23 protein-coding genes and 1 tRNA gene are annotated in these 23,924 nt (G+C 66.1%); 16 read left to right on the forward strand and 8 right to left on the reverse strand.

What is annotated here, in order from left to right; genetic code table 11:
• Positions 1 to 92: 92 nt before the first annotated feature.
• From QFZ23_RS08845 to QFZ23_RS08860, 4 genes are all read right to left on the reverse strand, one after another.
• A complete protein-coding gene (locus QFZ23_RS08845; RefSeq protein WP_306922222.1) occupies positions 93 to 1,232 on the reverse strand; it encodes a bifunctional 2-methylcitrate synthase/citrate synthase in 1,140 nt (379 codons plus the stop codon).
• A gap of 71 nt (positions 1,233 to 1,303) precedes the next feature.
• Positions 1,304 to 2,209 (reverse strand): methylisocitrate lyase, encoded by a 906-nt coding sequence (gene prpB / locus QFZ23_RS08850; RefSeq protein ID WP_306922224.1) that lies wholly within the window; start codon positions 2,207 to 2,209, stop codon positions 1,304 to 1,306.
• Entirely contained in the window at positions 2,210 to 3,730 is a 1,521-nt protein-coding gene (locus QFZ23_RS08855; RefSeq protein ID WP_306922226.1) for an MmgE/PrpD family protein, read from the reverse strand.
• On the reverse strand, positions 3,723 to 4,379 hold the full coding sequence (locus QFZ23_RS08860) for a GntR family transcriptional regulator (RefSeq protein ID WP_306922228.1): 657 nt from the start codon (positions 4,377 to 4,379) through the stop codon (positions 3,723 to 3,725). Before QFZ23_RS08860 ends, QFZ23_RS08855 begins: the two co-directional genes overlap by 8 nt.
• Positions 4,380 to 4,696: 317 nt before the next feature.
• Here QFZ23_RS08860 and QFZ23_RS08865 point away from each other — a divergent pair, with 317 nt between their 5' ends.
• Positions 4,697 to 6,331 (forward strand): HNH endonuclease signature motif containing protein, encoded by a 1,635-nt coding sequence (locus tag QFZ23_RS08865; protein WP_306922229.1) that lies wholly within the window; start codon positions 4,697 to 4,699, stop codon positions 6,329 to 6,331.
• Positions 6,332 to 6,376: 45 nt separating this feature from the next.
• On the opposite strand, the gene QFZ23_RS08870 is transcribed toward QFZ23_RS08865, so the two are convergent.
• Both QFZ23_RS08870 and QFZ23_RS08875 read right to left on the reverse strand, forming a co-directional pair.
• Positions 6,377 to 7,090, reverse strand: a complete 714-nt coding sequence (locus QFZ23_RS08870; protein WP_306922231.1) for a response regulator — start codon at positions 7,088 to 7,090, stop codon at positions 6,377 to 6,379.
• Complete coding sequence (locus tag QFZ23_RS08875) at positions 7,087 to 8,808, reverse strand: sensor histidine kinase (RefSeq protein WP_306922232.1); 1,722 nt, start codon at positions 8,806 to 8,808, stop codon at positions 7,087 to 7,089. Before QFZ23_RS08875 ends, QFZ23_RS08870 begins: the two co-directional genes overlap by 4 nt.
• Before the next feature lie 139 nt (positions 8,809 to 8,947).
• On the opposite strand from QFZ23_RS08875, the gene QFZ23_RS08880 reads away from it, so the two are divergent.
• From QFZ23_RS08880 to QFZ23_RS08925, 10 genes are all read left to right on the forward strand, one after another.
• Positions 8,948 to 10,288: a cation:dicarboxylate symporter family transporter gene (locus QFZ23_RS08880; protein ID WP_306922234.1), complete on the forward strand. Its 1,341-nt coding sequence runs from the start codon at positions 8,948 to 8,950 to the stop codon at positions 10,286 to 10,288.
• A gap of 239 nt (positions 10,289 to 10,527) precedes the next feature.
• The gene (locus tag QFZ23_RS08885) at positions 10,528 to 11,427 is read left to right on the forward strand and encodes a ParA family protein (RefSeq protein WP_306922236.1); all 900 of its coding nucleotides are present in this window, start codon (positions 10,528 to 10,530) and stop codon (positions 11,425 to 11,427) included.
• Positions 11,428 to 11,432: 5 nt separating this feature from the next.
• Positions 11,433 to 12,269 carry a segregation and condensation protein A gene (locus QFZ23_RS08890; RefSeq protein WP_306922238.1) on the forward strand — a complete coding sequence of 279 codons (837 nt, stop codon included), beginning with the start codon at positions 11,433 to 11,435 and terminating at the stop codon, positions 12,267 to 12,269.
• Positions 12,269 to 12,898: an SMC-Scp complex subunit ScpB gene (scpB, locus tag QFZ23_RS08895; protein WP_306922240.1), complete on the forward strand. Its 630-nt coding sequence runs from the start codon at positions 12,269 to 12,271 to the stop codon at positions 12,896 to 12,898. Before QFZ23_RS08890 ends, scpB begins: the two co-directional genes overlap by 1 nt.
• 106 nt (positions 12,899 to 13,004) lie before the next feature.
• Positions 13,005 to 14,243, forward strand: coding sequence for a pseudouridine synthase (locus QFZ23_RS08900; protein ID WP_306922241.1), 1,239 nt, complete (start codon positions 13,005 to 13,007; stop codon positions 14,241 to 14,243).
• Positions 14,244 to 14,246: 3 nt separating this feature from the next.
• Positions 14,247 to 15,356: a prephenate dehydrogenase gene (locus QFZ23_RS08905; protein ID WP_306922242.1), complete on the forward strand. Its 1,110-nt coding sequence runs from the start codon at positions 14,247 to 14,249 to the stop codon at positions 15,354 to 15,356.
• Positions 15,356 to 16,069 (forward strand): (d)CMP kinase, encoded by a 714-nt coding sequence (gene cmk / locus QFZ23_RS08910; protein WP_306922245.1) that lies wholly within the window; start codon positions 15,356 to 15,358, stop codon positions 16,067 to 16,069. Before QFZ23_RS08905 ends, cmk begins: the two co-directional genes overlap by 1 nt.
• Before the next feature lie 43 nt (positions 16,070 to 16,112).
• Entirely contained in the window at positions 16,113 to 16,796 is a 684-nt protein-coding gene (locus tag QFZ23_RS08915) for a lysophospholipid acyltransferase family protein (protein WP_373427926.1), read from the forward strand.
• A 10-nt stretch (positions 16,797 to 16,806) separates the two neighbouring features.
• The gene (gene der / locus QFZ23_RS08920; RefSeq protein WP_306922248.1) at positions 16,807 to 18,357 is read left to right on the forward strand and encodes a ribosome biogenesis GTPase Der; all 1,551 of its coding nucleotides are present in this window, start codon (positions 16,807 to 16,809) and stop codon (positions 18,355 to 18,357) included.
• Between the two features lie 140 nt (positions 18,358 to 18,497).
• Positions 18,498 to 18,571 (forward strand) — tRNA-Pro (locus QFZ23_RS08925).
• 67 nt (positions 18,572 to 18,638) lie between these two features.
• Here the strand turns inward: QFZ23_RS08925 and QFZ23_RS08930 are convergent.
• A complete protein-coding gene (locus QFZ23_RS08930; RefSeq protein ID WP_306922250.1) occupies positions 18,639 to 19,511 on the reverse strand; it encodes an Fpg/Nei family DNA glycosylase in 873 nt (290 codons plus the stop codon).
• Positions 19,512 to 19,666: 155 nt separating this feature from the next.
• Between QFZ23_RS08930 and gcvH the strand changes: the two genes are divergently transcribed.
• The 5 genes from gcvH to QFZ23_RS08955 all read left to right on the forward strand — a co-directional run bounded on the left by gcvH (position 19,667) and on the right by QFZ23_RS08955 (position 22,756).
• Positions 19,667 to 20,053, forward strand: a complete 387-nt coding sequence (gene gcvH / locus QFZ23_RS08935) for a glycine cleavage system protein GcvH (RefSeq protein ID WP_306922252.1) — start codon at positions 19,667 to 19,669, stop codon at positions 20,051 to 20,053.
• 146 nt (positions 20,054 to 20,199) lie between these two features.
• Complete coding sequence (locus QFZ23_RS08940; RefSeq protein WP_306922254.1) at positions 20,200 to 20,676, forward strand: FHA domain-containing protein; 477 nt, start codon at positions 20,200 to 20,202, stop codon at positions 20,674 to 20,676.
• Positions 20,677 to 20,698: 22 nt separating this feature from the next.
• Positions 20,699 to 21,415, forward strand: coding sequence for a transcriptional regulator FtsR (gene ftsR / locus QFZ23_RS08945; RefSeq protein ID WP_043418625.1), 717 nt, complete (start codon positions 20,699 to 20,701; stop codon positions 21,413 to 21,415).
• Positions 21,415 to 21,918: a bifunctional nuclease family protein gene (locus QFZ23_RS08950; protein ID WP_003801809.1), complete on the forward strand. Its 504-nt coding sequence runs from the start codon at positions 21,415 to 21,417 to the stop codon at positions 21,916 to 21,918. The genes ftsR and QFZ23_RS08950 overlap by 1 nt, the downstream gene beginning before the upstream one ends.
• A 241-nt stretch (positions 21,919 to 22,159) precedes the next feature.
• Positions 22,160 to 22,756 (forward strand): MerR family transcriptional regulator, encoded by a 597-nt coding sequence (locus QFZ23_RS08955; protein WP_306922261.1) that lies wholly within the window; start codon positions 22,160 to 22,162, stop codon positions 22,754 to 22,756.
• Between the two features lie 116 nt (positions 22,757 to 22,872).
• Here QFZ23_RS08955 and QFZ23_RS08960 read toward each other — a convergent pair whose 3' ends face one another.
• Positions 22,873 to 23,694, reverse strand: coding sequence for a ParA family protein (locus tag QFZ23_RS08960; RefSeq protein ID WP_306922263.1), 822 nt, complete (start codon positions 23,692 to 23,694; stop codon positions 22,873 to 22,875).
• Positions 23,695 to 23,924: the final 230 nt, after the last annotated feature.

A 23,924-nucleotide genomic window follows, 5' to 3' on the forward strand; every position in this document is an offset into this window, starting at 1 on the left:
TTCACATAAACAACGCCGGGCCCGGCCATCCCAAAAAGGTGACCGGCCCGGCGTCGTACTTTCCCGGCGTCGTTCGCGTTACAGGCGAGCGACTACGGCACGTGCCGTTCGTCCGGACCGTTGTAAGCACTCAGCGGGCGGATGAGCGAGTTCGCGTTCAGCTGCTCCATAAAGTGGGCTGTCCAGCCAGTGACCCGGCTGGCGACGAAGAGCGGCGTGAACATGTTCGTGTCGAATCCCATGAGGTGGTACGTGGGGCCGGCCGGGTAGTCGAGGTTCGGCTTGATGCCCTTGGCTTCGTCCATGGCCGATTCGAGCCCGTTGTACAGGCCCAGCAGTTCGGGCCGGCCGAAGTGGGCAACCATCTTGTCGAGGGCCGCCTTCATGGTGGGCACGCGGGAATCACCGTGCTTGTAGACCCGGTGGCCGAATCCCATGACCTTCTTCTTCTGGGCCAGGGCGTTCTCCATCCATGCCTTGGCGCGGTCGGCGGCTTCCTCAAGCGACTCCTCGGGCCGGATTCCGATCTCGTCGAAGGTGTGCATCACGGCTTCGTTGGCTCCGCCGTGCAGTGGCCCCTTGAGCGCACCGATCGCGCCGGTCACCGCCGAATGGAGGTCCGACAGCGTGGACATGATGACGCGCCCGGCGAAGGTGGAGGCGTTGAAGGAGTGCTCCGCGTAGAGAATCATGGAGACGTTGAAGGCCTCCACCACCTCGGCAACGGCCTCCTCGCCGAACGTCATCCACAGGAAGTTGGCCGAGTAGCCGAGGTTATCCCTGGGCTCCACGGGGTCCTGCCCGCGCCGGCGCCGCTGGTCGTACGCCACCACCGCCGGCATCGCGGCAAACAGGTCCAGGGCCTTGGCCATGTTGGCCTCACGGGAGGAATCCTCCGCGAGCTCGTGGCGGGCGCCCATCACCGATGCTGCCGTGCGGCAGACATCCATGGGGTGCGCCGTCGTCGGGAGGGCATCAATCACCTGCTTGACCACGGGATCCAGCGGCCGTCCGGCGCGCTCGCGGGCCGTAAAGTCAGCCAGTTCGCCGGAGGACGGCAGCTCGCCGTTCCATAGGAGGTAAGCAACCTCTTCGAAGCTGCACCTGGCGGCGAGCTCCTGGACGGGGTAGCCGCGGTACAGCAGTGAGTTCGTGTCGGGATTGACCTTTGAGACCGCGGTGTAGTCCACCACCACGCCATCGAGGCCCTTCTTGATCTCTTCTTCAGCCATGCTGAACTCCTTCGTTCCTTGCGTCCGATTACCGGCCGGAAGAGCCGGTGGTCCTGCGGGGGATCTGGGCGTCAGTCGGTTCCGGGGATCCGGAAGTTGAAGACGCCGGTGTCAAAGCGGTTGTAGGCCTCGTAATCCACCAGGTCATATAACCGCGCGCGCGTCAGCATGCTCCCTACCTGTGCCTCCTGCGTTCCGTCGGCCCTAATTGAGTCCAGCGTACGCTCAGCTGCCCCCATGGCACTACGGAGCAGGGTCACCGGATAAATCACCACGTTCACGCCCACGGCCTGCAGCTGGTCCACGGTGAAGAGGTCGCTCTTGCCGAACTCGGTCATGTTGGCCAGGATCGGCACGTCCACGGCGTCACGGATGGCCTGGAATTCCTCCAGCGTGGCCATGGCCTCCGGGAAGATCGCGTCGGCGCCGGCCTCGACGAGGGCCTTTGCCCGGTCCTTCGCCGCGTCCAGCCCTTCCACGGCGCGGATGTCGGTGCGGGCCATGATCAGGAAGTTCGGGTCCCGCCTCGCATCCGCCGCAGCCCGGATCCGCTTGGTGGCGGTGTCCAGGTCCACGACGTTCTTGCCGTCCAGGTGGCCGCAGCGCTTGGGGTTGAACTGATCCTCGATGTGGCAGCCGGCGAGCCCGGCATTTTCCAGTTCCTGCACGCTGCGGGCCACGTTCATGGGCTCGCCGAAGCCGGTGTCGGCATCGACGAGGCAGGGCAGGTCGGTCATCCGGGCGATCTGCCCGGCCCGGGTGGCCACCTCGGTGAGGGTGGTCAGGCCGATGTCCGGCAGGCCGAGGTCGTTGGCCAGGACGGCGCCGGAGATGTACACCCCGGCGAAGCCCTTCTCCTCGATCAGGCGGGCGGAGAGCGGGTTGAACGCGCCGGGGAACTGCGCAATGGTTCCGGAAGCCAGCAGTTCACGGAAGCGGAGCCGCTTCTGCTCCGGGGTGGTTTTGGCATACAGCATTTAGAACAGCCCCTTGGGCGCGGCGCTGAAATCGATAACGCCGGGCGCCGCTGCGATGTTGAGCTGGTCCAGCTCGCCGGCGGCCAGTTCCGGGAGGCGTTCGACGGCGGCCAGGAACCTGTCGATTTCATCCTCCGTGACCAGCCCGGCAGCCAGAGTGCGGAACTTGTTGACGTACTGCTCGCGGGTGAACGGGCGGGCGCCCAGCGGGTGGGCGTCGGCCACGGCGATCTGGTCCCGGATGACGGTTCCGTCGGTGAGCGTGATTTCCACGGAACCGCCGAACGCCTTCTCGGAGATGTCCAGGGAGTGGTACCGCCGGGTCCATTCCGGGTCTTCCTCCGTGGACACCTTCTGCCACAGCTCCACCGTGTCCGGGCGGGCGGCGCGTTCGGGGGAGTAAGAGTCGACGTGGTGCCAGGCCCCGTCCTGCAATGCGACGGTGAAGATGTAGGGGATGGAGTGGTCCAGGGTTTCCCGTGATGCCGTCGGGCTGTACTTCTGGGGATCGTTGGCGCCGGAGCCGATCACGTAGTGGGTGTGGTGGCTCGTCTTGATCAGGACGGACTTCACGTTCGCCGGATCGGTTGCCTCGGGGTGTTCCCTGTTCAGCTTCCGGGCGAGGTCGATCCAGGCCTGGGCCTGGTATTCGGCTGAGTGTTCCTTGGTGTAGGTGTCCAGAATGGCACGCTTGGCCTCGCCCGGTGTCGGCAGCGGAACCATGTAGGAGGCGTCCGGGCCGTCCAGCAGCCAGGCGATGACGCCGTCCTCGCCTTCGTAGATCGGTACGGGGGAGGTCTGTCCGCGCATTGACCTGTCCACCGCTTCGACGGCCATTTTCCCTGCGAAGGCGGGGGCGTGTGCCTTCCAGGTGGAGATCTCGCCTTTCCTGGACTGCCTCGTTGCAGTAGTGGTGTGCAGTGCCTGGCCCACGGACTGGAAGATGGTCTCCACGTCCAGGCCGAGCAGGGTGCCGATACCGGCGGCGGCGGACGGGCCGAGGTGGGCTACGTGGTCGATCTTGTGCTTGTGCAGGCAGATGGCCTTGACCAGGTTCACTTGGATCTCGTAGCCGGTGGCGATGGCCCGGATCAGGTCCCTGCCGCTGGAGCCCACGTGCTGGGCGACCGCGAGGATCGGCGGAATGTTGTCGCCCGGGTGCGAGTAGTCCGCGGCCAGGAAGGTGTCGTGGTAGTCCAGTTCCCGGACCGCAACCCCGTTGGCCCACGCCGCCCACTCCGGGGAGACGCGCTCACCGATGCCGAAGACCTTGGCCCCTATGCCGCCGCTGGACGGGCTGTGAGTGAGGGCCTGTGCGCGGGCTGCAACGATCGGGGCCCGGTTCAGTGAGGCGATGGCCACGGAGGCGTTGTCGATGATCCGGTTGATCACCATCTCCGTGACGTCGTCGGAAACTGCCACCGGGTCTGCTGCCACCACGGCGATCTTGTGCGCGAGTTGCTGTTCACGCGGGAGGTTTTCCTCGCTCTTGTATACGCGGACGTGGTGTTCCTTAACCATGGGGCTCCTTCGGGGCGGATGTGTGGACGGCTTTAACGTGGGAAAGACTGCGGTGCAAGTGGACGGTGGTGGCCGCTTCGGCCAGCCGGGGGTTGCCGGCCGCGATCGCTTCGGCGATGGCAGCATGTTCTGCTGCGGCCGCTGTGAGCCGGGCCTGGTCGTCAGCAGCCAGCCTGCGGACCCGGACCAGGTGGACGCGCAGGCTTCGCATGGCCTGCGCCAGGTAAGAGTTGGAGATGGCAGCGTCGATGGCTGCATCCAGGCGGCCCACGAGCTCGTAGTAGTCGTGCCGGGCGGGATCCGGGGAGTTGAGCAGGGCGGGCGCGTCCAGCAGTTCGCACTGGAGCCGGCGGAAAACGTCGGCATCGCCCCGCTGGGCCGCCAGCGCGGCAGCTTTACCCTCAAGGGTTTCGCGCAGCTCAAACAGTTCGTCGATGTCCTCCAGCGAGATATCGGTGACGACGACGCCGCGGCCACCCGCCGTCGTCAGCCCCTCCGCCGTGAGACGGCTCAGGGCCTCGCGGAGCGGCGTCCGGGAGATTCCCAGCCTGGCGGACTGCTCCACTTCGCCGAGTACCGTGCCGGGGAGGAGACGCCATTCGATGATGTCATCGCGCAGTGCCGCGTAGGCCCTGTCACTCGCGCGCATGCCGTCTCCTTCCATCGCTTGTTTAGTCCCGAGTGTATACACCGACGAGATGTTTGGCTAGATGAGCCGCATTTTTTCCAAGCAAGATGACTGGAATGTATACACAGAAGGAGTCTTGGGCTCAATGCGAGTGGTTCTAGCAAAGGAGGCCTGTTTGGCTGAGCAGTGCCGGCGTGGCGTTCACGGGGCGTTCACGGGCCCGGCGGCCACGTCATCCGCGGTGCTTGGATGGGACGGCTCTCGAACGTCCGTGCTTCCCATAGTGCGTGTCTCCCATGGCGGGCGTTTTTGTCGGTGCCCCCTGTCATGCTGTGGGTATGGATGGCAAGGCAGCAGTGGAGACGATGGAGGGCATCGCGTCCTCCGTCGCTGCGTTGGCTGTTGTTGTCTGTCGGGCCGCCGGGACCGAGGCGACTTCTGGGGGATTGGCGGGTGCGGACCCTCTGTCCGGCGCTGATTCACTTACCGGTTCGGGCCCTAGTTCGGGTGCTGATCCGCTTCAGGATCGGGCGGATGCCTGCCTGGAGGCACTGACTGAAGTGGCCAAGTTGGAGGCCCGGGTGGCCGCGCTGCAGGTACACGTCGCGGCCGGATTCGCCGACACTGTTGCGGCCGTGGCGCCGCCTGATGCGTCCGCGCGGGAACAAGCCGTCACGCAGATGTCTTTGACTGCGCAGGTGGCGTGCGCCCTGACCGTGAGTGAAGGGTCGGCCGCACGGTTTCTGGCTGAGTCGGCCACGTTGAGCACGGACCTGCCGTTGACGTTGGCCGCGCTGGGGTCGGGAACCCTGTCGTGGCAGCATGCCCGGGTGATGTGTGATGAAACGGACGGGCTGGATCGGGCGGCCGCTGCGGCGTTGGAGGCGCATTTCCTGGACCCTGACGCGCCGCATGCTGCCAGGGGGTGTCCGGCCGGGGAGCTGACACCGTCCAGGTTCCGGGCCAGGGCACGCTATTGGCGGGAACGGCATCACCCGGTCAGCATCGAAACCCGGCACCGCAACTGTGCGAAGGACCGCCGGCTGGAGTATGTGCCGGACCGGGACGGCATGGCCTGGCTGTCGGCGTATCTGCCCGCGGACCAGGCTGCCGGAATCTGGGACCGCGCCACCGCCGCCGCCCGCGCCCTGCAGGGCCCCACCGAATCCAGGACCCTGACCCAGCTCCGGGTGGATGTCGCCGCCGGGTGGCTGCTGGGCCCAGGTCAGCGCGTTGACGGCACGCCCGCAGGCTCTGTGCCGACAGACTCCGTCCAGGCCGGTGAAGTGCGGGCCGGCTACGTGCCGTCCCCAGCAGCCCAGGTCCTGGTCACGGTTCCAGTGTTCTCGCTGCTCGGCCTGACCCACGAACCGGCCACGCTCGACGGGTACGGGCCAATCCCACCGGCCATGGCCCGCAGGCTCGTCAGCGACGGTGCCGGGTCATTCCTGCGGGTGTTGACCGATCCGCGGGACGGGGCGCCGCTGGAGATCGGGCGCACCAGCTACCGGATCCCCAAACCGATGCGCCAATGGCTGCGGCTAAGGGACGGACGATGCACGTTCCCCGGCTGCACCAACCACTCCCTGGACAACGACGCCGACCACCTTCTGGCCTGGGCCGACGGCGGGACCACCGGGATCAGCAACCTTGGCCAGCCCTGTCCCAAGCACCACCGACTCAAACACCAAACAGCCTGGAAACCTGTTGGTGCGACCCGTGAGAGCCCGCCCGGCTGGATCTCGCCCACGGGTCGGTCCTACCCCGCCGAGCACCAGGACTGGGAACCACCCAGCTGGCCCCGCAACCTCGAGCCCGGCAACCTAGAGCTCCGCAACCTCGAGCCCGGCAACCTAGAGCTCCGCAACCTCGAGCCCGACAGCCTCGAGGGACTGGACGCGTCATTGCCAGAGGATCCCGACCCGCTGCCTATGGATCCCTGGCCCGATTGGTCCACACCCGCGGCCGCCTAAGGGCGCGTCTCCCATGCCGATGTCCACAAGGATCCCCGTTAGTGGTCAGGTGCGGGACCAGCGGTATTCGTTCTCGGGACGGCCCGGAGCCCCGTACCGCGCCGTCCGGGACACCGTTCCGGCGTCGGCGAGGTACTCGAGGTACCGCCGCGCGGTCACCCTCGACATGCCCAGGGCAGTCATGACTTCGGTGGCCGAGACGGCACCGGGCTGTTCCTTCATAAAGTCGCGGACGGCGTCGAGCGTTGAAGGGGCCAGACCCTTCGGCAGCGGCAGCTCGGACGGCGCCCGCAGGCTGGCGAAGGCCTGGTCCACATCGCTCTGCGACGCCGCTGCCTTCGCAGACCCCGCCTCTGGTCCCGCCAGCTGTTGACGGAACTGCCGGTAGCTCTCCAGCTTGTCCGCGAACGTTGCATAAGTGAACGGTTTGATGAGGTACTGCACGACGCCGATGGAGACGGCGCTGCGGACAATCGCCAGTTCCCGAACAGCTGTAATGGCAATGATGTCGGCGAAGTGCCCGGCGGAGCGCATCCGCCGGGCGATGTCGAGGCCGTGCAGGTCCGGCAGGTTCATGTCCAGCAGAACCAGCTCCACCGGGCTGCCGGCGGCTGAGAACTCGGTGAGCAGCCGGAGCGCCGACTGGCCGTCCGGAGCCGTTCCTGCCAGCGTGAAGCCGTCCACCCTGCCCACGTAGGCGGCGTGTGCCGCAGCGGCGACGGGCTCGTCCTCGACGACGAGGACTCGGATGTCTGTCACGTGTGCTCCTCGGGGAGACTCGATGTGGCCGTGCCTGGCGGAAATGTGTTTGGCGGAAATGTGCTTGGGGGGAAAGTGTCTGGGGAAGATGTGTCTGGACCGGTGGTCACCGGAAGCGTGATGTGGAAGCGAGCCCCGCCGGTGCTGGAGGTGCTGATGGTCATGGTACCGGCCAGGCGTTGGACGGCCTGTTTCACCAGTGCAAGGCCAAGGCCCCGCCCGAACGGCCCGGCGGCCTTGGTGCTGAAACCGTAGCGGAATACGTCGTCCACAGCTGTTGGGTCAATGCCCTTGCCGGAGTCCTGCACTGTTATTTCCAGGCCGCCGCTCGAAGTGTCCACCAGCAGCTCCACCCGCCTGGGTGCGGGGGCGTCGGCGGCGGCGTCGATGGCATTGTCCAGCAGATTGCCGAGCACCGTGACGAGGTCCTGTACGGCCAGTTCTCCGCTGAGGGCCGGCCCGGACGCCTCGACCACGAGCTCCACGCCGCGCTCGTGGGCCTCGGCCGCCTTGCCCATGACGAGGGCGCTCAGCACTGGCTCCTGGACCGAACCGATCACGTCGTCCGTCAGCTGCTGGCTCAGCTCCAGGTCCTTCGTGGCAAAGTCCAGGGCCTCATCCGTCCTGCCCAGCTCCAGCAGGGAGACCATCGTGTGAAGCCGGTTTGCATGCTCGTGGGTCTGCGCACGAAGGGCATCGGAAAGCGTCCGCATGCTCTCAAGTTCCGTGCCCAGGGATTCGATCTCCGTGCGGTCGCGGATGGTGGCAACGGTGCCGAATACCGGGCCGCGCTGCCGGCCTGCGGCGGATCCCGGCCCCACGGCCGGCCGCTGGTTCACCACCAGGACGCCGGCATGGGTGAGATGGATCTCGTCGTGGGCCGTCCGCCCCGATTCAAAGAGCTTCTTCAGGCTGGGGGCTAGGGGCAGGTCCGCGAGCAGCGGCGTGGCCGCATGGTCGTCCTCCGCTTCCCGCGGCTCCAGCCCCAGCAGTTCCGCTGCCTGGTCGTTGTAGATGACCACCCGTCCGGCCGGATCAATCAGGACAACTCCTTCCCGGACGGAGTGGAGCACCGATTCGTAGTAGGCGAAGAGCTGGGCAAGCTGCTCGGGGCCCCACCCCCTGGTCACCCGCCGCAGGTAGCGGCCAAGAAACCACGACGCGAGTGATCCGCCCGCAAGCAGGGAGCCGGATACGGCCAACAGCGCAGGAAGTCTGCCGGACACGGCCACGTCCACCGTATTGACGGTCACGCCGGCCGCCACGAGCGCCCGCACTACCCCGTGGGCATCTTTCACGGGGGCAATCGTCCGCACCGACGGCCCTAGCGTTCCGGCGGTGATCTCGGTGAACACTCGGCCCTCGAGAGCCTCCTGGATCGAACCGATGTAGGGGCGGCCCAGCTCCTCGTCCGAAGGGTGCGTCCACCGCGTCCGGTCCGGCGCCATGATGGTGATGAAATCGGCTCCGGAGTCGGCCATGACCTTCAGTGCGTAGGGCTGCAGCTGTGCCGAAGGGTTCCCCGTGCCGGCGGCCTGCAGCACCAGCGGGTTATCGGCGATAGACGTCGCCAGGGCGCCCATCCGGCGGCCGGCCTCTTCGTAGGCACGGTCCCGGGCGTCCACGAATACGGCCGTCCCGACGATGGCCGTGAGGGCCAGCATGAACAGCAGGTTCGCCACGAACAGCCGCCTCGCGATGCTCCAGCGGTGGATCATCAACACCTCCCATGACCAATATGAACGCAACGGTGAGCCAAGTCACTCCGTGGCGAATGATGGAAATCACAAGGGAGCGACGCGCGGAGCCCAGAGATTGTGCCGAAGCGTCTTCCAGATTATCCATAAGGAGAGAAAGATGGCTTCTCAACGAGGAGAGTCGGCAGCGCCGGCCACAGCCGAGCGCAGGGGACTGGACAAGTCCCACTACCTCTACATTGCGGTTATCGCCGCGGTGATTCTCGGTGCACTGGTGGGACTGCTGTTCCCCGAGGTAGGAAAATCACTCAAGCCCCTCGGCGACGGCTTTATCAAGCTGATCAAGATGATGATCGCCCCGGTGATCTTCTGCACCATCGTGCTGGGCATCGGCTCCATCGCCAAGGCAGCCACGGTCGGCAAGGTCGGCGGACTGGCCCTGGGCTACTTCGTCGTCATGTCCACCTTCGCCCTTGCGATCGGCCTCGTCGTCGGCAACATCATCCACCCGGGTGAAGGGCTGAAGCTCGCACCGTACGACCCCAACAAGAAGGCGGCCACGGACAGCACGGTTGACTTCCTCCTGGGCATCATTCCCGGGGACATTCCGGTGCTTCCCACCCTGCTCGCCGCCATCCTCGTCGGCTTCGCGCTGCAGAGGATGGGCCCGCAGGGGGCGCCGATCCTGAAGGCTATCGGCTACGGCCAGGCCCTGGTCTTCCGCATCCTGATCATGATCATGTGGCTCGCCCCGCTGGGCGCCTTCGGGGCCATCGCCGCCGTGGTCGGCGCCACCGGCTTCGGTGCCATCGTGAGCATGTTCACCCTGATGGTCGCCTTCTACATCACCTGCGCACTCTTCATCGTCGTCATCCTCGGCGGCCTCCTGCAGGTTGTCACCGGCGTGAACATCTTCAAGTTGATGAGGTACCTGGCCCGCGAATACCTGCTGATTTTCTCGACGTCGTCCTCCGAAGCCGCCCTGCCCCGCCTCATCGCCAAGATGGAGCACCTGGGCGTCTCCAAGCCGGTGGTCGGCGTGACGGTGCCGACCGGCTACTCCTTCAACCTGGACGGCACGGCCATCTACCTGACTATGGCCTCGCTCTTCGTGGCCAACGCCATGGGAACGCCGCTGGACCTCGGCGCCCAGATTTCCCTGCTGGTCTTCATGATCATCGCCTCCAAGGGTGCGGCCGGCGTCACCGGCGCCGGACTGGCCACCCTCGCTGCCGGCCTGCAGGCACACCGGCCCGAACTCCTCGGCGGCGTCGGCATGATCGTGGGCATCGACCGCTTCATGTCCGAGGCCCGAGCGCTGACCAACTTCACCGGCAACGCCGTCGCCACGCTGCTGATCGGTACGTGGGTCAGGGAGGTCGACGGCGAGCAGGTGAACCGGGTGCTGTCCGGCGAGGAGCCGTTTGACGAGCAGACAATGGTGGCACACCACCACGGTGTGGCAGAAACGCCGGAGAGTGCAGTGCCTGCCAAGGCCTAAGGCCTGCGCGATACAACTACAGTGAAACCGCCCGCACAGGCCGCGCCTGTGCGGGCGGTTTTTTCTTTGCTGCCGGACACCAACCTTCGACCTCAGGTACAAGGTAAAGGCTCAAACGCCATCAAAAGTCAAGGTCCAAGGAATGCCGTGTCGGGCGCTGTAGCCTTGGGGTGGAAGAAGCAGGGGCGCTGGCAGACAGCGGCAGAAAAATCACCGTCATCGAAAGTGTGGATTGATACGTGAGCAGCGAACAGGGTTCAGCAACTCTGGAAGGCACGGAACTCGACCTGGAAGACGCCGTCATGGGTCCCACCGGCCGCCCCCACCGCGATTTTCCGGAGCCCGCGCCGCTGTCCTCCCATGGACCGGCCCGCGTCATAGCCATGGTTAACCAGAAGGGCGGGGTGGGCAAGACCACCTCCACCATCAACCTTGCTGCAGCGCTGGCCGAATACGGCCGACGCGTGCTCCTGGTGGACTTCGACCCACAGGGCGCACTGTCCGCCGGGCTCGGCATCAACCCCCACGAACTCGACCTGACCGTCTACAACGTCCTGATGGACCGTAAGATCGACATCCACGAAGCCATCCACCAGACCGGCGTGGAGAACGTGGACCTGCTGCCGGCCAACATCGACCTATCCGCGGCCGAAGTCCAGCTGGTCAATGAGGTCGCCCGAGAGCAGGTCCTCGACCGTGCGCTGAAGAAGGTCGAGGACGAGTACGACGTCGTGCTCATCGACTGCCAGCCTTCCCTCGGCCTGCTCACGGTCAACGCCCTGACCGCGGCGCATGGTGTGATCATTCCGCTCATCTGCGAATTCTTTGCCCTGCGCGCGGTGGCCCTCCTGGTCGAAACCATCGACAAGGTCCAGGACCGCCTCAACCCGCGGCTGCAGGTGGACGGCGTGCTGGCCACGATGTACGACGCCCGCACGCTGCACAGCCGCGAGGTTATCAGCCGCCTGGTGGAAGCCTTCGGGGACAAGGTCTTCGAAACCGTCATCAAGCGCTCCATCAAGTTCGCCGACGCCACCGTGGCCGCCGAGCCCATCACGAGCTACGCCGGAAACCATGTGGGTGCCGATGCCTATCGCCGCCTCGCCAAGGAACTGATTTCGCGCGGCGGCGCGCCCTAGCCCGCATGACCGCAGAGCCGGCAACGCCCCCCGTCGAGGCCAGGCGGTCCGGCTTCGAAGTACGCCTGGCCAACTTCAGCGGGCCCTTCGACCTCCTGCTGGGGCTGATCTCCAAACACCAACTGGACATCACCGAGGTGGCGCTTGCCACGGTCACCGACGAGTTCATTCGGTACATTCGGAACCTCCAGGAGCTGGGGGAGGAGTGGGCCCTTGACGAGGCGAGTGAGTTCCTTGTCATCGCGGCCACGCTGCTGGACCTGAAGGCAGCGCGCTTGCTGCCCGCAGGCGAGGTGGAGGACGACGACGACATAGCCCTCCTCGAGGCACGTGACCTGCTCTTTGCCCGGCTGCTGCAGTACAAGGCCTTCAAGCGGGTCGCCGCGTTGATGGACGCCACACTGGAACTGGAGTCCCGGCGCTATCCACGGCAGGTCGCCCTCGAGGAACACTTCGCCGCGATGCTGCCGGAGCTCGTCTGGAAGCACACCCCCGAGCAGTTCGCGGCGCTGGCCGAGGCCGCGCTCAAGCCAAAGGCCCCGGCGCCGACGGAGGTCGGTGTGGCCCACCTGCACGGCGGCACGGTGAGCGTTCGCGAGCAGGCGGAGTTGATCGGCCTGCGGCTGCAGGACGGCCGGCCCCTGACATTCCGGGCATTGATAGCCGACGCCGAATCCACCCTGGTGGTGGTGGCGCGCTTCCTGGCGCTCCTGGAGCTGTTCAGGGACCAGGTGGTGGCCTTCGACCAGGTGGCGCCGCTTGGCGACCTGACCGTGCGCTGGACAGCGGCCGGCACCGGATGGACAGGGGAGCACCTGAGCGAGGAATACGAGGAGCAGTAATGACGGATCCAATTGCGGGCCGGGAACGCGCCGCGCTTGAGGCGGTACTGATGGTGCTGGACGAGCCCACCTCTGCCACCGACCTCGCGGCGGGGCTCAACCTGACGGTGGCCGCCGTCGAGGCTCTGCTGCTGGACCTGCAGCGCGACTATGACGGCTATACTGTTAAAGCCCCGGATATGGAAACTGGCAGTGATGGACCTGAGCATGAAGTCGCTTCCAGCCCCCGGGGTTTTGAATTGCGGAAGGTCGCCGGCGGCTGGCGCATCTACTCCCGGGCTGAATTCGCCGACGTCGTTGGTACTTTCGTCCTGGAAGGTCAGACAGCCAGGCTGACCCAGGCGGCGCTCGAGACACTCGCCGTCATCGCTTACCGGCAGCCGGTGTCCAGGGCAAGGGTGTCTGCAATTCGTGGAGTCAACGTTGACTCTGTTGTGCGGACGCTGACCCAGCGCGGGCTGATCGAGGATGCCGGAACAGATCCGGAATCGGGCGCTGTCCTGTACCGCACGACGTCGTATTTCCTTGAGCGCATGGGAATCGGCTCGGTGGCTGAGTTGCCTCAGCTTTCACCGCACCTTCCGGGGCTTGAAGGAATTGAAGAGTTCTACGACGCCGGAAGAATGTAGGCGGCACGCCTGCGAAGCAGTTTTTACCAGGGCAGATTTAATCTGCACGGCTGGCTAGTGTTGTCTTTGGACAACCTTTGCCGGTCAAAATCACAGAGGACGGGTCATGACACAGGCGGGACGCCAGGGTTCACCACGTAACAGCTCCGGACGTAAAGGTCCGGACAGCAACGCCGCGCGCGGCGCGGCACAAGGCCGCGGGGCAGTACAAAACCGGGGCGCGGGCGCCGGGAAGCGCGACTTCCCCAAGGGCGGTGACCGCCCCTTCGGCGACCGCACCTACAAGGCCAAGCCACGCGAGGAGCGGTTCGTCGATCCGGACGAGACGCCCGCCGGCCGCCGGCCCACAGGCGACTGGAAGCCGGGCGCCAAGGCCCCCGCGCCCAGGACTGGTGCACCCAAGGCCGGCGCACGCAAGGCCGCCGCTGCCCGGAAGCCCGGAGCGAACAAGGCCCCCGGCACGCCGGGAGCGCTGAAGCCCAAGTCGGGCGCCCCAAAGGCAGCGGGTTCGCGCGCCTTCGGCAGCGAACGCTTCGGCCAGAGCCTAGGTCCGGTACGCCGGCCATCCCGCACACGCGGTCCCCGCGCCGAGGTGCCGCAGTCGGAAGTCCACGACGCCGACGGCGTCCGCCTGCAGAAGGTCATGGCCTCCGCCGGCGTCGCCTCGCGCCGCGTCTGCGAAGAGATGATCGCCGAGGGCCGCGTGGAGGTCGACGGCAAGGTTGTCACCGAGCTCGGCGTCCGCGTCGACCCCAAGACCGCCGTCATCCACGTGGACGGCCTGCGCATCCAGCTCGATGACACGCTGGTCTACATGGTGTTCAACAAGCCCAAGGGCGTGGTGTCCACCATGGAGGACCCCGAAGGCCGGCCGTGCATCAGCGACTACGTCCGCAACAACCAGGGCGAACGGCTCTTCCACGTCGGACGCCTGGACGTCGCCACCGAAGGCCTGCTCCTGCTGACCAACGACGGCGAGCTGGCCAACCGGCTGACCCACCCGTCCTACGAGGTCCCCAAGACCTACCTGGTACAGGTCCGCGGACCGTTCCCGCAGGGCATCGGCGCGCAGCTCAAGGACGGCATCGAACTCGAGGACGGCTTTGCGTCGGTCGACTCCTTCCGGCTGGTCGACTCAACCCCCGGCCACGTGCTGATCGAGGTGGTGCTGCACTCCGGCAAGAACCGCATTGTCCGGCGCCTGTTCGACGCCGTCGGGTTCCCGGTGCTGCGCCTGGTGCGCGTCAAGGTCGGCCCCATCGGCCTGGGCGACCAGCGCCAGGGAAGCATCCGCAACCTCGGCAAGCAGGAAGTCGGCCACCTGCTGGCATCCGTGGGGCTGTAAGGGATGTCGGCTTTCCGTACGCACGGCCGGGGACACCTGAACGGCCCGGTCGTCGTTATTGGCACAGGCCTGCTCGGCACCAGCATCGGCCTCGGCCTGCGCGGCCGTGGCGTTGCCGTCTACCTGTCCGATCCCTCGCCCACCAACCAGGCGGTCGCCGTTGACATCGGCGCCGGCCTCCCGTTGGCCGCCATGGGGGACGAAAGTCCTGAACTCGTGGTTGTCGCATCGCCGCCGGACGTAACCGCGGACGTTGTGGACCGTGCGCTGGCAGACTATCCGGACGCCACCGTCGTCGACATCGCCAGCGTCAAGGCGGCGATCCTGCATGACCTGCGCAGCCGCGGCGCGGACCTCAGCCGTTACGTCGGTACCCATCCCATGGCCGGACGCGAGAAATCCGGGCCCGTCGCCGCCCGGGGCGAGCTCTTCACCTCCATGCCGTGGGTTGTCTGCCCCACCGAGGAATCCTCGGCCGGGGCGCTCCAGGCTGCGCGGGCGCTGGCCACCGACCTCGGTGCCCTGGTTTCGCAGTTCACGGCCGAAGAACATGACAGGGCCGTGGCCCTGGTGTCCCATCTGCCGCAGGTGATGTCCTCGCTGCTGGCGACCCGTCTGCAGGACACGCCGCTGCACGCCCTCTCCCTCGCGGGGAACGGGCTCCGCGACACCACCCGCATCGCAGCCAGCGACCCTACGCTGTGGGTCCAGATCCTAGGTGCGAATGCCGGCAAGGTGGTCGAGATCCTTTACGGTGTGCGTGAAGACCTCAACCGGCTGATCGGAACTCTGGAAGACCCCGCGGCCGCCGGAGCCCGTCTCGACCTGGCCCAGCTGATGAGCGAAGGCAACGCCGGGCAGGCACGGATTCCGGGTAAGCACGGCGGACCGCCGCAGGCATATTCCTGGCTCACTGTGCTCGTAGACGACCGGCCCGGCCAGATCGCCAGGCTGCTGACCGAAATCGGTGAGATTGGCGTCAACCTCGAAGATCTCCGCCTGGACCACTCCTCAGGGCAGAATGTGGGCATGGTGGAGATCTCCGTGCTGCCGAGCGCGCATGACCTCCTTGTAGAAGCACTAAGCGACCGTGGATGGCGGGTACTGCAGTAATGACACAGGAACTGACCGAAACTTTGCCTGCCCTCCGGCTGGGCCGCCCGCTCGTGGTGGCCATCGACGGGCCGTCCGGCTCCGGAAAGTCCAGCGTCAGCAAGGAAGTGGCCCGGCGCCTCAGCCTTGCCTATCTGGACACGGGCGCCATGTACCGGGCCCTCACCTGGTACTGCCTCGACCGCGGAACAGACCTCGCTGATGCCTCCGCCGTCGAGCTGGCTGCCGAGGAACTGCCGCTGGACATCAGCACCAGCCCGCACACCGAGTATGTGCGGGTCGACGGCACCGACGTTACCGACGCCATCAGGGAACCGGCCATCTCCTCGGCCGTCAGTGCCGTCGCCACCACGCTCGGTGCCCGGACGGAACTCATCCGCCGCCAGCGCGCCCTGATCGAAAAGCACAACCGCCGCATGGTGGTGGAGGGCCGGGACATCACCACCGTCGTCGCCCCCGCTGCCCAGGTCCGCATGCTTCTGACCGCCAGCGAGGAGGCGCGGCTCCGCCGCCGCGGCATCCAGCTCGGCGGAACGCAAAGCGCCGAGCAGCTGGCTGCCCAGGTGACCCAGCGGGACGCGAAGGACTCCACGGTGGTGAACTTCACCCAGGCGGCGGACGGCGTGGTGACACTGGATTCGTCGGAACTGGATTTCGAGGAAACCGTGTCCGCCGCGCTGCGCATCGTCACCAAGGTCATCAACCATGAGTGATTCCGCCAGGATGCCGGGGACTGGAGTCCCCGGCAGCTGGACCATGGCCTGGAGCCGGCCCGTCGGCCGGTTCCTGAACAACATCGTCTACCGCACATCCGTGACCGGACGTTCCAACGTTCCGGCCGCGGGGCCGGTGATTTTCGCAGGAAACCACATCAGCTTCCTCGACGGACCCGTCATGTTCGGTGCCTCGCCCCGGCCCATGCACATCCTCGTTAAGAAGGAGATGTTCAAGGGCTTCCTTGGCCGCGTGCTGAAGGCGTCGGGCCAGCTTCCGGTTGACCGGACCGGGGACCGCTCGGTTCTGCAACTCAGCAAGGACGTGCTCGACGCCGGCCGCTGCGTCGGCATCCTGCCCGAGGGAACCCGGGGGAGCGGCACTGCAGCCGGCATCAGCAACGGGGTGGCGTGGCTCGCCCTGAATTCCGACGCCGTCGTGGTGCCCGTGGCCATCCTGGGCACGCGGCAGGGCGGCGAACACCTGGACAGCATCCCGAAACCGGGCCGCCGGCTGCACGTCAGCTTCGGCCAACCCCTCGCGCTGGGCCGGAAACCGGATGAAACCGGGCGTGCTTCAATGGACAGGGCGGCTACGGAAATCCGTGACCTTCTTGCCGCGCACGTCCGTGACACTGTCCGGCTCAGCGGGCTGTCATTGCCCTCCGCGGACCATCCGCACCAACGTTCCACCGCAGTAGCCGGGCCGCCGGCAGACCACCATTAAGGAAAGTGCAATGAGCGATACGACTCAAACTTCCGGCCACTCCGGCGCCGGCGAAGACGAATACACGCCCACCGGCACCGACCAGGTGGCTGAACATCTGGCAGCCTTGGACGATGAAGAGGCGGAGCTTCGCGCCGCTTCCCTCCGCGCCGGACTGGACGACTACGAACTCGACGAGGAAGACGCCGCGCTCCTGAGCGGCCTGCACGACGAGGACGAGCTTGAGGGCCCGCTCAAGCTGGACCCCGTGCTCGCCATCATCGGCCGCCCTAACGTCGGCAAGTCAACCCTCGTCAACCGCATCCTCGGCCGCCGCGAGGCGGTCGTGGAGGACACCCCCGGAGTGACGCGCGACCGCGTGATGTATTCGGCCAACTGGAACGGACGGAACTTCACCCTGGTGGACACCGGCGGCTGGGAGCACGACGCCCGGGGCATCCATGCCCGGGTGGCGGAGCAGGCGGAAATGGCAGTGGAACTGGCTGACGCCGTGCTGTTCGTCGTCGACTCGGCCGTCGGGGCAACCGCCACCGACGAGGCCGTCGTGAAGATGCTCCGCCGGAGCAAGAAGCCTGTCATCCTCGTGGCCAACAAGGTGGACGACTTCGCGCAGGAAGCCGACTCGGCCGTCCTGTGGGGCCTGGGCTTCGGCGAGCCGTACCCTGTCTCCGCGCTGCACGGCCGCGGGGTCGCCGACCTGCTGGACCACGTCATGGACACCCTGCCGGAGTTCTCCACCGTCGAGGGCGTTGAACGCTCCGGCGGCCCGCGCCGGATCGCCCTGATCGGACGCCCCAACGTCGGCAAGTCCTCCCTGCTGAACAAGCTGGCCGGCTCCGAGCGTGTGGTGGTGGACAACACCGCCGGCACCACGCGCGACCCGGTTGACGAATTCATCGAGCTCGGCGGCCAGACCTGGCGGTTCGTGGACACCGCCGGCATCCGCCGGCGCCAGCACATGGCGCAGGGCGCCGATTTCTATGCCTCCCTCCGGACCCAGAGTGCGCTGGAAAAAGCCGAGGTCGCCGTCGTTCTTCTTGCTGTTGACGAGGTGCTCAGCGAACAGGACGTCCGCATCCTGCAGCTGGCCATCGAATCGGGGCGTGCCCTGGTGCTCGCGTTTAACAAGTGGGACCTGCTGGACGACGAACGCCGCCGGTACCTGGAACGCGAAATCGAGCAGGACCTGGCGCATGTGGAATGGGCGCCGCGCGTCAACATCTCCGCCAAGACGGGCTGGCACAAGGACCGCCTGGTGCCGGCGCTGGAACTGGCGCTGGAAAACTGGGACAGGCGCATTCCGACCGGACGGCTCAACGCCTTCCTGGGCGAGCTGGTAGCGGCCCACCCGCACCCGGTCCGCGGCGGCAAGCAGCCCCGCATCCTCTTCGGCACGCAGGCCTCCAGCCGGCCCCCGAAGTTCGTCCTGTTCACCACGGGATTCCTGGACCCGGGCTACCGCCGGTTCATCACCCGCCGCCTGCGGGAAACCTTTGGCTTCGAGGGCACGCCCATCGAAGTCAGCATGCGTGTGCGCGAAAAGCGTGGCAAGAAGCGTTAATTACGACACACCGGGCGGCGAATGCCGGAAAGTGTCACTGGCACCCTCCGGAATCGTGTAAGCTCTTCTAGGTGGTTCGGCCGGACTGCTTAGGTGAAATTCTCCGGAATAATCACCGAAGCGGAGAACGGCGGAACTGACGGGCTGTAGCGCAGCTTGGTAGCGCACTTGACTGGGGGTCAAGGGGTCGCAGGTTCAAATCCTGTCAGCCCGACAACAAAACCCCGCCAACCCAACTGGGTTGGCGGGGTTTTTTGTTGCCCGTTCGACGGCGGCACGTGCTACTTCAGGAAGCGGGACGTTCTGCGGTCGGCCAGGATCTTGCCGTTGGTCTGGCAGGTGGGGCAGTACTGCAGCGCAGTGTCCGCGAAGGACACCTCCCGGACTGTGTCCCCGCAAACCGGGCAGGGCTGGCCGGCACGGCCATGCACATTCATGCCGCTCCGTTTCGCATCCTTGAGGTCGGCGGGCGCCTTCCCCTGGGCCTGGGCCACTGCGGCTCCCAGGACGGTGTGGATGGCGTCGAACAGGATCCCGACCTTCGCCGGCTCCAATGAATTGGCCATGGCGAACGGGGAGATCTTCGCTGCGTGCAGGATTTCGTCGCTGTACGCATTGCCGATGCCGGCAATGACACTCTGGCTCCGCAGGACGCCCTTGATCTGGTGCGGGTGCCCGGCGAGGATCTCGGCGAACATCTCCCGGGTGAACGCGGGGACCAGCGGATCCGGGCCGAGCTCGGCGATGCCGGGAACATCGCCCGGCTTTGACACCACGTAGATCGCCAGGCCCTTCTTGGTGCCGGCCTCGGTCAGGTCGATGCCCATCTTGTTACCGTCCGCCCCGGCGAGGTGCAGGCGGGCCGCGATGGGACCCTTGCCGGGCCGGAGCGGATCTGGCGAGGGTTTTTCGGTGTAGCGGACCCAGCCCGCCCTTGCGAGGTGGAAGACGAAATGCAGGCCGTCGGCGTCGATGCTGACGAACTTCCCGAACCGCTCCACGCCGGTGATGGTTCGGCCCGCCAGCGCCGTGTAGGGCGGGTCGGCTGTCTTGAGTACCGCCACGGACAGGATCTGCAGCTTCTCCAGCACTGCGCCGCGCAGCCGCGTGTCGAGGAACGTGCTCAGTGCGGCCACCTCGGGTAGTTCCGGCATGGCACCACTTTGCCACAAGGAATGCGCGATTGGGCGGTTCCCGCAGGGGCACCATGGCACATCCGGCGGCCAGGGAGTTGTGCATATACTTTCAACCGGTGGCTGTTCCCTACGCCTCCGTTGACATTGGTGATTGACCCGATGAAAGGCCCCTGATGAGCAACATTCCCTCTGATCTGTCCTACACCGCCGAACACGAATGGGTGTCCGCACCGAATGCCGATGGTGTGGTCCGCGTGGGGATCACCGACTTCGCCCAGGACGCCCTCGGGGATGTCGTCTACGCCCAGATGCCCGAAGTCGGCACCACTGTTAAGGCAAACGACGTCGTGGGCGAGGTTGAGTCCACCAAGAGCGTCAGCGACATTTACGCGCCTGTCTCCGGCGAGATCGTGGCCCGCAACGAGGCACTGGACAGCGATTCCGCACTCATCAACTCCGATCCGTACGGCGACGGCTGGCTTATCGAAGTCAAGCTCGCCGAACCTGACGCAGTGGATTCCCTGCTCAGTGCATCGGAGTACGAACAACAGGTAGGCTAAAGCTAACCGGTCCCGCTGCCCGGCCACCAGAGTCCAGCAATGGAGTCCAACGGCCGGACGGCGGGCGGCATACCGGAGCTGCCCGGCAGTTCCGGACGGTACGCGTTGATTGCAGGGGGACATCTGCAACGAAGGAGGAGGAATCCATGGTTGGCGGCGAACAGAACCACACCAACGGCGATTACGGCACAGGTGCGGGCAGGGCCTCGGAAACCACCTCGATCAACCTCACTCCGGTTCGTGAAGAGCCAACGATCGTACCCAAGCTCTCCCCGGAGGAACGCTCTGCCGTCGAGGCACTGCCCTCCGGCTCCGCCCTGCTCGTGGCCCACAGCGGGCCGAACTCGGGTGCCCGATTCCTTCTTGATTCCGATGTCACCACCGCCGGGCGGCACCCGGATGCTGACATTTTCCTCGACGACGTGACGGTCTCCCGCCGCCACGTCGAGTTCCGGCGCACACCGCGGAGCTTCGAGGTGGTGGACACCGGAAGCCTGAACGGCACCTATGTCAACCATGACCGCGTGGACAGCGTGGAACTGAGGTCCGGAAACGAAGTCCAGATTGGCAAGTTCCGTCTCACCTTCTACCTGAGCCCTGCCCGCGCAGCAGGACGCGTCTGATTCGGAGCGGCTGCCTGTGGCAATGGCACAACCGGAACGCCGGGGACCACTGGTCCTGAACATCGGGGAAGTGCTCGCTCAGCTGAGCGATGACTTTCCGAGCATGACGGCGTCGAAAATCAGGTTCCTTGAGGAAAAGGGGCTCATCAATCCCCGGCGTACACCCGCGGGCTACCGGCAGTACTCGGACAGTGACGTCGAACGGCTCCGCTTTGTCCTGTCCCTTCAGCGGGACCAGTACCTGCCGCTGAAGGTCATCAAGGACTACCTTGACGCCATCGACAGGGGCGAACGGCCCGAGAACCTTCCGCCCGGGGTTACCGTCTCCCCGCGGATCGTCTCGGACGAGCTCGCCGCGGAACTGCAGAACAAAGCACGCAGGCTCAGCGAGGAGCAGCTGCGCGCGGAGTCGGGGGCGAGCGTGCCGCTCCTGCAGTCCCTGCTCAGCTTCGGCCTCATCGGGCACACCGACGGCAAATTTGACGAGCACGCCCTCCAGGTGGCACGCGCCTGCGTCCAGCTGGAGAGCCACGGACTGGAGCCACGGCACCTCCGGCCCTTCCAGGCGGCCGCGGAGCGCGAATTCGGACTCGTGGAACGTGCCGTGGCCACCCTGACCTCGCGCAGGGACGCTGCGTCGCAGGCCCGCGCGGCGGAAGCCGCCCGGGAAATCAGCGACCTTTGCCTTACCCTGCACCGGGCCCTTGTCCAGGACCGTATCTCGCGGATGGAAATCTGATGATCGAAGTCGAGATTGTGGGCGTCCGCATCGAACTGCCTTCAAACCAGCCCCTGGTTCTGCTCCGCGAGATGCACGGCGAACGGCACGTTCCCATCTGGATCGGGACACCCGAGGCAAGTGCCATCGCGCTGGCCCAGCAGGGCGTGGTGCCGCCGCGGCCCATGACCCACGACCTCCTGGTTGACGTCGTGGAGACGCTCGGCCATTCCGTGGTCAGCGTGAACATCGTGGCCGTGGAAGACAACATCTTCTACGGCCAGCTCCAGTTCGAGAACGGGGCCACGGTGAGCTCAAGGGCATCCGACGCGCTGGCCATCGCACTGCGCGCCAAGTGCCGGATCTGGTGCGCTGACTCTGTCATGGACGAGGCCGGCGTGCGTATCACCGAACATGACGAGGGCGAGGACACCGAGCCCGGCCCCACTGTGGAGGAAGAGCGCGAGCTGCGCAGGTTCCGGGAGTTCCTTGACGACGTCGAGCCCGAGGATTTCGACGGCTAAGGTCACGTTAAGGTTAAAGTTAAGGCTGAAACTTTCGACACGCCCCACTAATCATGCGAACGTCTTTGACCTTGGGCCGTGGCAGGCCTAACGTCGAAGGTACCAAGTTCCCATTGCATACGACAGCGGCGCAAGTCACACTGGAAAGTGCTACTCCGGCCGAATTACACGCATGAATTTCATGCGCGTGGCAGCTGTTGAGGCAACTTCCTCAGGGGAGCTCATGACAAGGAGGATCCACGTGAGTCCGAAAGGCGAAGCAGGCGAGCTGAAGCGACCCTCGACGGCCGGCGTTGCCGTGCCCGCAAGCGGTGCTCAGGGTCTTCTCTTCACTGAGGATCTCCCCGTTCTGGACGAGGACGCCGGCTACCGCGGGCCCACGGCCTGCAAAGCTGCCGGCATCACCTACCGGCAGCTCGACTACTGGGCCCGCACCGGCCTGGTGGAGCCTGCAGTCCGCGGCGCAGCAGGTTCCGGTTCCCAGCGGCTCTACGGTTTCCGCGACATCCTGGTCCTGAAGGTGGTCAAGCGGCTGCTGGACACCGGGGTATCGCTGCAGCAGATCCGCAGTGCCGTGGAGCACCTCCGTGAACGCGGTGTCGAGGACCTGGCCCAGATCACGCTCATGAGCGACGGCGCCAGCGTCTACGAATGCACGTCCGCGGACGAGGTCATCGACCTCGTGCAGGGCGGCCAGGGCGTGTTCGGCATTGCCGTGGGCCGCGTGTGGCGCGAAGTCGAGGGAAGCCTCGCCTCCCTGCCCAGCGAGCACGCCGGCGACCAGACGTTCCCGGACGACGAACTCAGCAAGCGCCGCGCCGCGCGCAAGATTGGCTAGCGGCGCGCAAGATCGGCTAGCGGCGCCAGCCACGAGATTTACGCAGAAGGCCGCCTCCCGTGGGGAGGCGGCCTTCATGCATTCAGCGTGATCCTGGATGGCAGCAAAGCGCGCTGCTAGCGGGCGCTCCGGCTGCGGCTGGTCTTGGTGGTGGCCATGAGGTTTCCGAGCAGCGTGTCGTAGAGCCCGGCCGCGGCCTTGGCGGAGTCGCCGGGCCAGTGGTGGACGGAATGCGCTGCGCCCTGGATTTGCTGCCAGTTGGCCTGCTCCGGGATGTGCGGAGCCAGCAGGAGGTCGCCGAACATGGCCTGCATCTCGGCTAGCCGGAAAGCGTGCTCGGAGGATCCGGAGCGCACCCGGTTGGCCACGATGCCGGCGGGGGAGAGGTTCGGTGCGAATTCCTGCCGGAACAGCTGGATGGCCCGCATGGTGCGTTCGGTGCCGGCCACGGAGAAGAGCCCGGGCTCGGCCACCAGGGCCACCTTGTTGCTGGCGGACCAAGCCATGCGGGTGAGGCCGTTCAGGGACGGCGGGCAGTCCACCAGAATGAGTTCGTAGGCATCCGCACCGGCGAGCACCGCGGACAGTCTGCGCAGATCGCGCTTGCCAAGGTCGGGCCGGTCGTAGATGCCGGTGTACGCGGACCCGACGGCGACATCGAGCACCGCGGGGCCGGAACCGTTAACGGTTACCCGGCTGATCCAGCCGCTGGGCACGACGTTCTCTGCGATCTTGGCCTTGCGCGGATTCTTCAGCATCCTGCCGATGTCCAGCTTGTCGCTGGGCTGCACCCCGAGGGCTGTGCTGGCATCGGCATGGGGATCGAGGTCAACTACGAGGGTTGGGATGCCTGCGGCCAGTGCCGCAGACGCCAGTCCGGTTGTAACGGATGTCTTGCCGACACCGCCCTTGAGGCTGCTGATGCTGACTACTTGCACTTGATAAACCAATACCTAACGCCGGTTGCCGTGTTGGGGTACGTTCCGTTCCGGTGCTGCCGGAACCGGGGCAGGCTTCCGCCGCCCCATTCATCATATGTTGACCTCGGCCGGAATCCCTTCTTATCGGGATCCGGGCATGCCTCCCCGTCTGGACCGTCCGGCGTCGTCGTTCAGGAGAAGCAAAGCGGTTCAGTAGAAGCAAAGGCGGCAGTGCAGCGGAAGCAAAC

This window comes from Arthrobacter globiformis (genome assembly GCF_030818015.1).
Lineage (GTDB): Bacteria > Actinomycetota > Actinomycetes > Actinomycetales > Micrococcaceae > Arthrobacter > Arthrobacter globiformis_C.

What these genes read in the sequence shown, in the direction of transcription:
- QFZ23_RS08845 (WP_306922222.1), bottom strand. Translation starts at nt 1,232, where the DNA reads ATGGCTGAAGAAGAGATCAAGAAGGGCCTCGATGGCGTGGTGGTGGAC.
- prpB (WP_306922224.1), bottom strand. Translation starts at nt 2,209, where the DNA reads ATGCTGTATGCCAAAACCACCCCGGAGCAGAAGCGGCTCCGCTTCCGT.
- QFZ23_RS08855 (WP_306922226.1), bottom strand. Translation starts at nt 3,730, where the DNA reads ATGGTTAAGGAACACCACGTCCGCGTATACAAGAGCGAGGAAAACCTC.
- QFZ23_RS08860 (WP_306922228.1), bottom strand. Translation starts at nt 4,379, where the DNA reads ATGCGCGCGAGTGACAGGGCCTACGCGGCACTGCGCGATGACATCATC.
- QFZ23_RS08865 (WP_306922229.1), top strand. Translation starts at nt 4,697, where the DNA reads ATGGATGGCAAGGCAGCAGTGGAGACGATGGAGGGCATCGCGTCCTCC.
- QFZ23_RS08875 (WP_306922232.1), bottom strand. Translation starts at nt 8,808, where the DNA reads ATGATCCACCGCTGGAGCATCGCGAGGCGGCTGTTCGTGGCGAACCTG.
- QFZ23_RS08880 (WP_306922234.1), top strand. Translation starts at nt 8,948, where the DNA reads ATGGCTTCTCAACGAGGAGAGTCGGCAGCGCCGGCCACAGCCGAGCGC.
- QFZ23_RS08890 (WP_306922238.1), top strand. Translation starts at nt 11,433, where the DNA reads ATGACCGCAGAGCCGGCAACGCCCCCCGTCGAGGCCAGGCGGTCCGGC.
- scpB (WP_306922240.1), top strand. Translation starts at nt 12,269, where the DNA reads ATGACGGATCCAATTGCGGGCCGGGAACGCGCCGCGCTTGAGGCGGTA.
- QFZ23_RS08900 (WP_306922241.1), top strand. Translation starts at nt 13,005, where the DNA reads ATGACACAGGCGGGACGCCAGGGTTCACCACGTAACAGCTCCGGACGT.
- QFZ23_RS08905 (WP_306922242.1), top strand. Translation starts at nt 14,247, where the DNA reads ATGTCGGCTTTCCGTACGCACGGCCGGGGACACCTGAACGGCCCGGTC.
- cmk (WP_306922245.1), top strand. Translation starts at nt 15,356, where the DNA reads ATGACACAGGAACTGACCGAAACTTTGCCTGCCCTCCGGCTGGGCCGC.
- QFZ23_RS08915 (WP_373427926.1), top strand. Translation starts at nt 16,113, where the DNA reads ATGGCCTGGAGCCGGCCCGTCGGCCGGTTCCTGAACAACATCGTCTAC.
- der (WP_306922248.1), top strand. Translation starts at nt 16,807, where the DNA reads ATGAGCGATACGACTCAAACTTCCGGCCACTCCGGCGCCGGCGAAGAC.
- QFZ23_RS08930 (WP_306922250.1), bottom strand. Translation starts at nt 19,511, where the DNA reads ATGCCGGAACTACCCGAGGTGGCCGCACTGAGCACGTTCCTCGACACG.
- gcvH (WP_306922252.1), top strand. Translation starts at nt 19,667, where the DNA reads ATGAGCAACATTCCCTCTGATCTGTCCTACACCGCCGAACACGAATGG.
- QFZ23_RS08940 (WP_306922254.1), top strand. Translation starts at nt 20,200, where the DNA reads ATGGTTGGCGGCGAACAGAACCACACCAACGGCGATTACGGCACAGGT.
- ftsR (WP_043418625.1), top strand. Translation starts at nt 20,699, where the DNA reads ATGGCACAACCGGAACGCCGGGGACCACTGGTCCTGAACATCGGGGAA.
- QFZ23_RS08950 (WP_003801809.1), top strand. Translation starts at nt 21,415, where the DNA reads ATGATCGAAGTCGAGATTGTGGGCGTCCGCATCGAACTGCCTTCAAAC.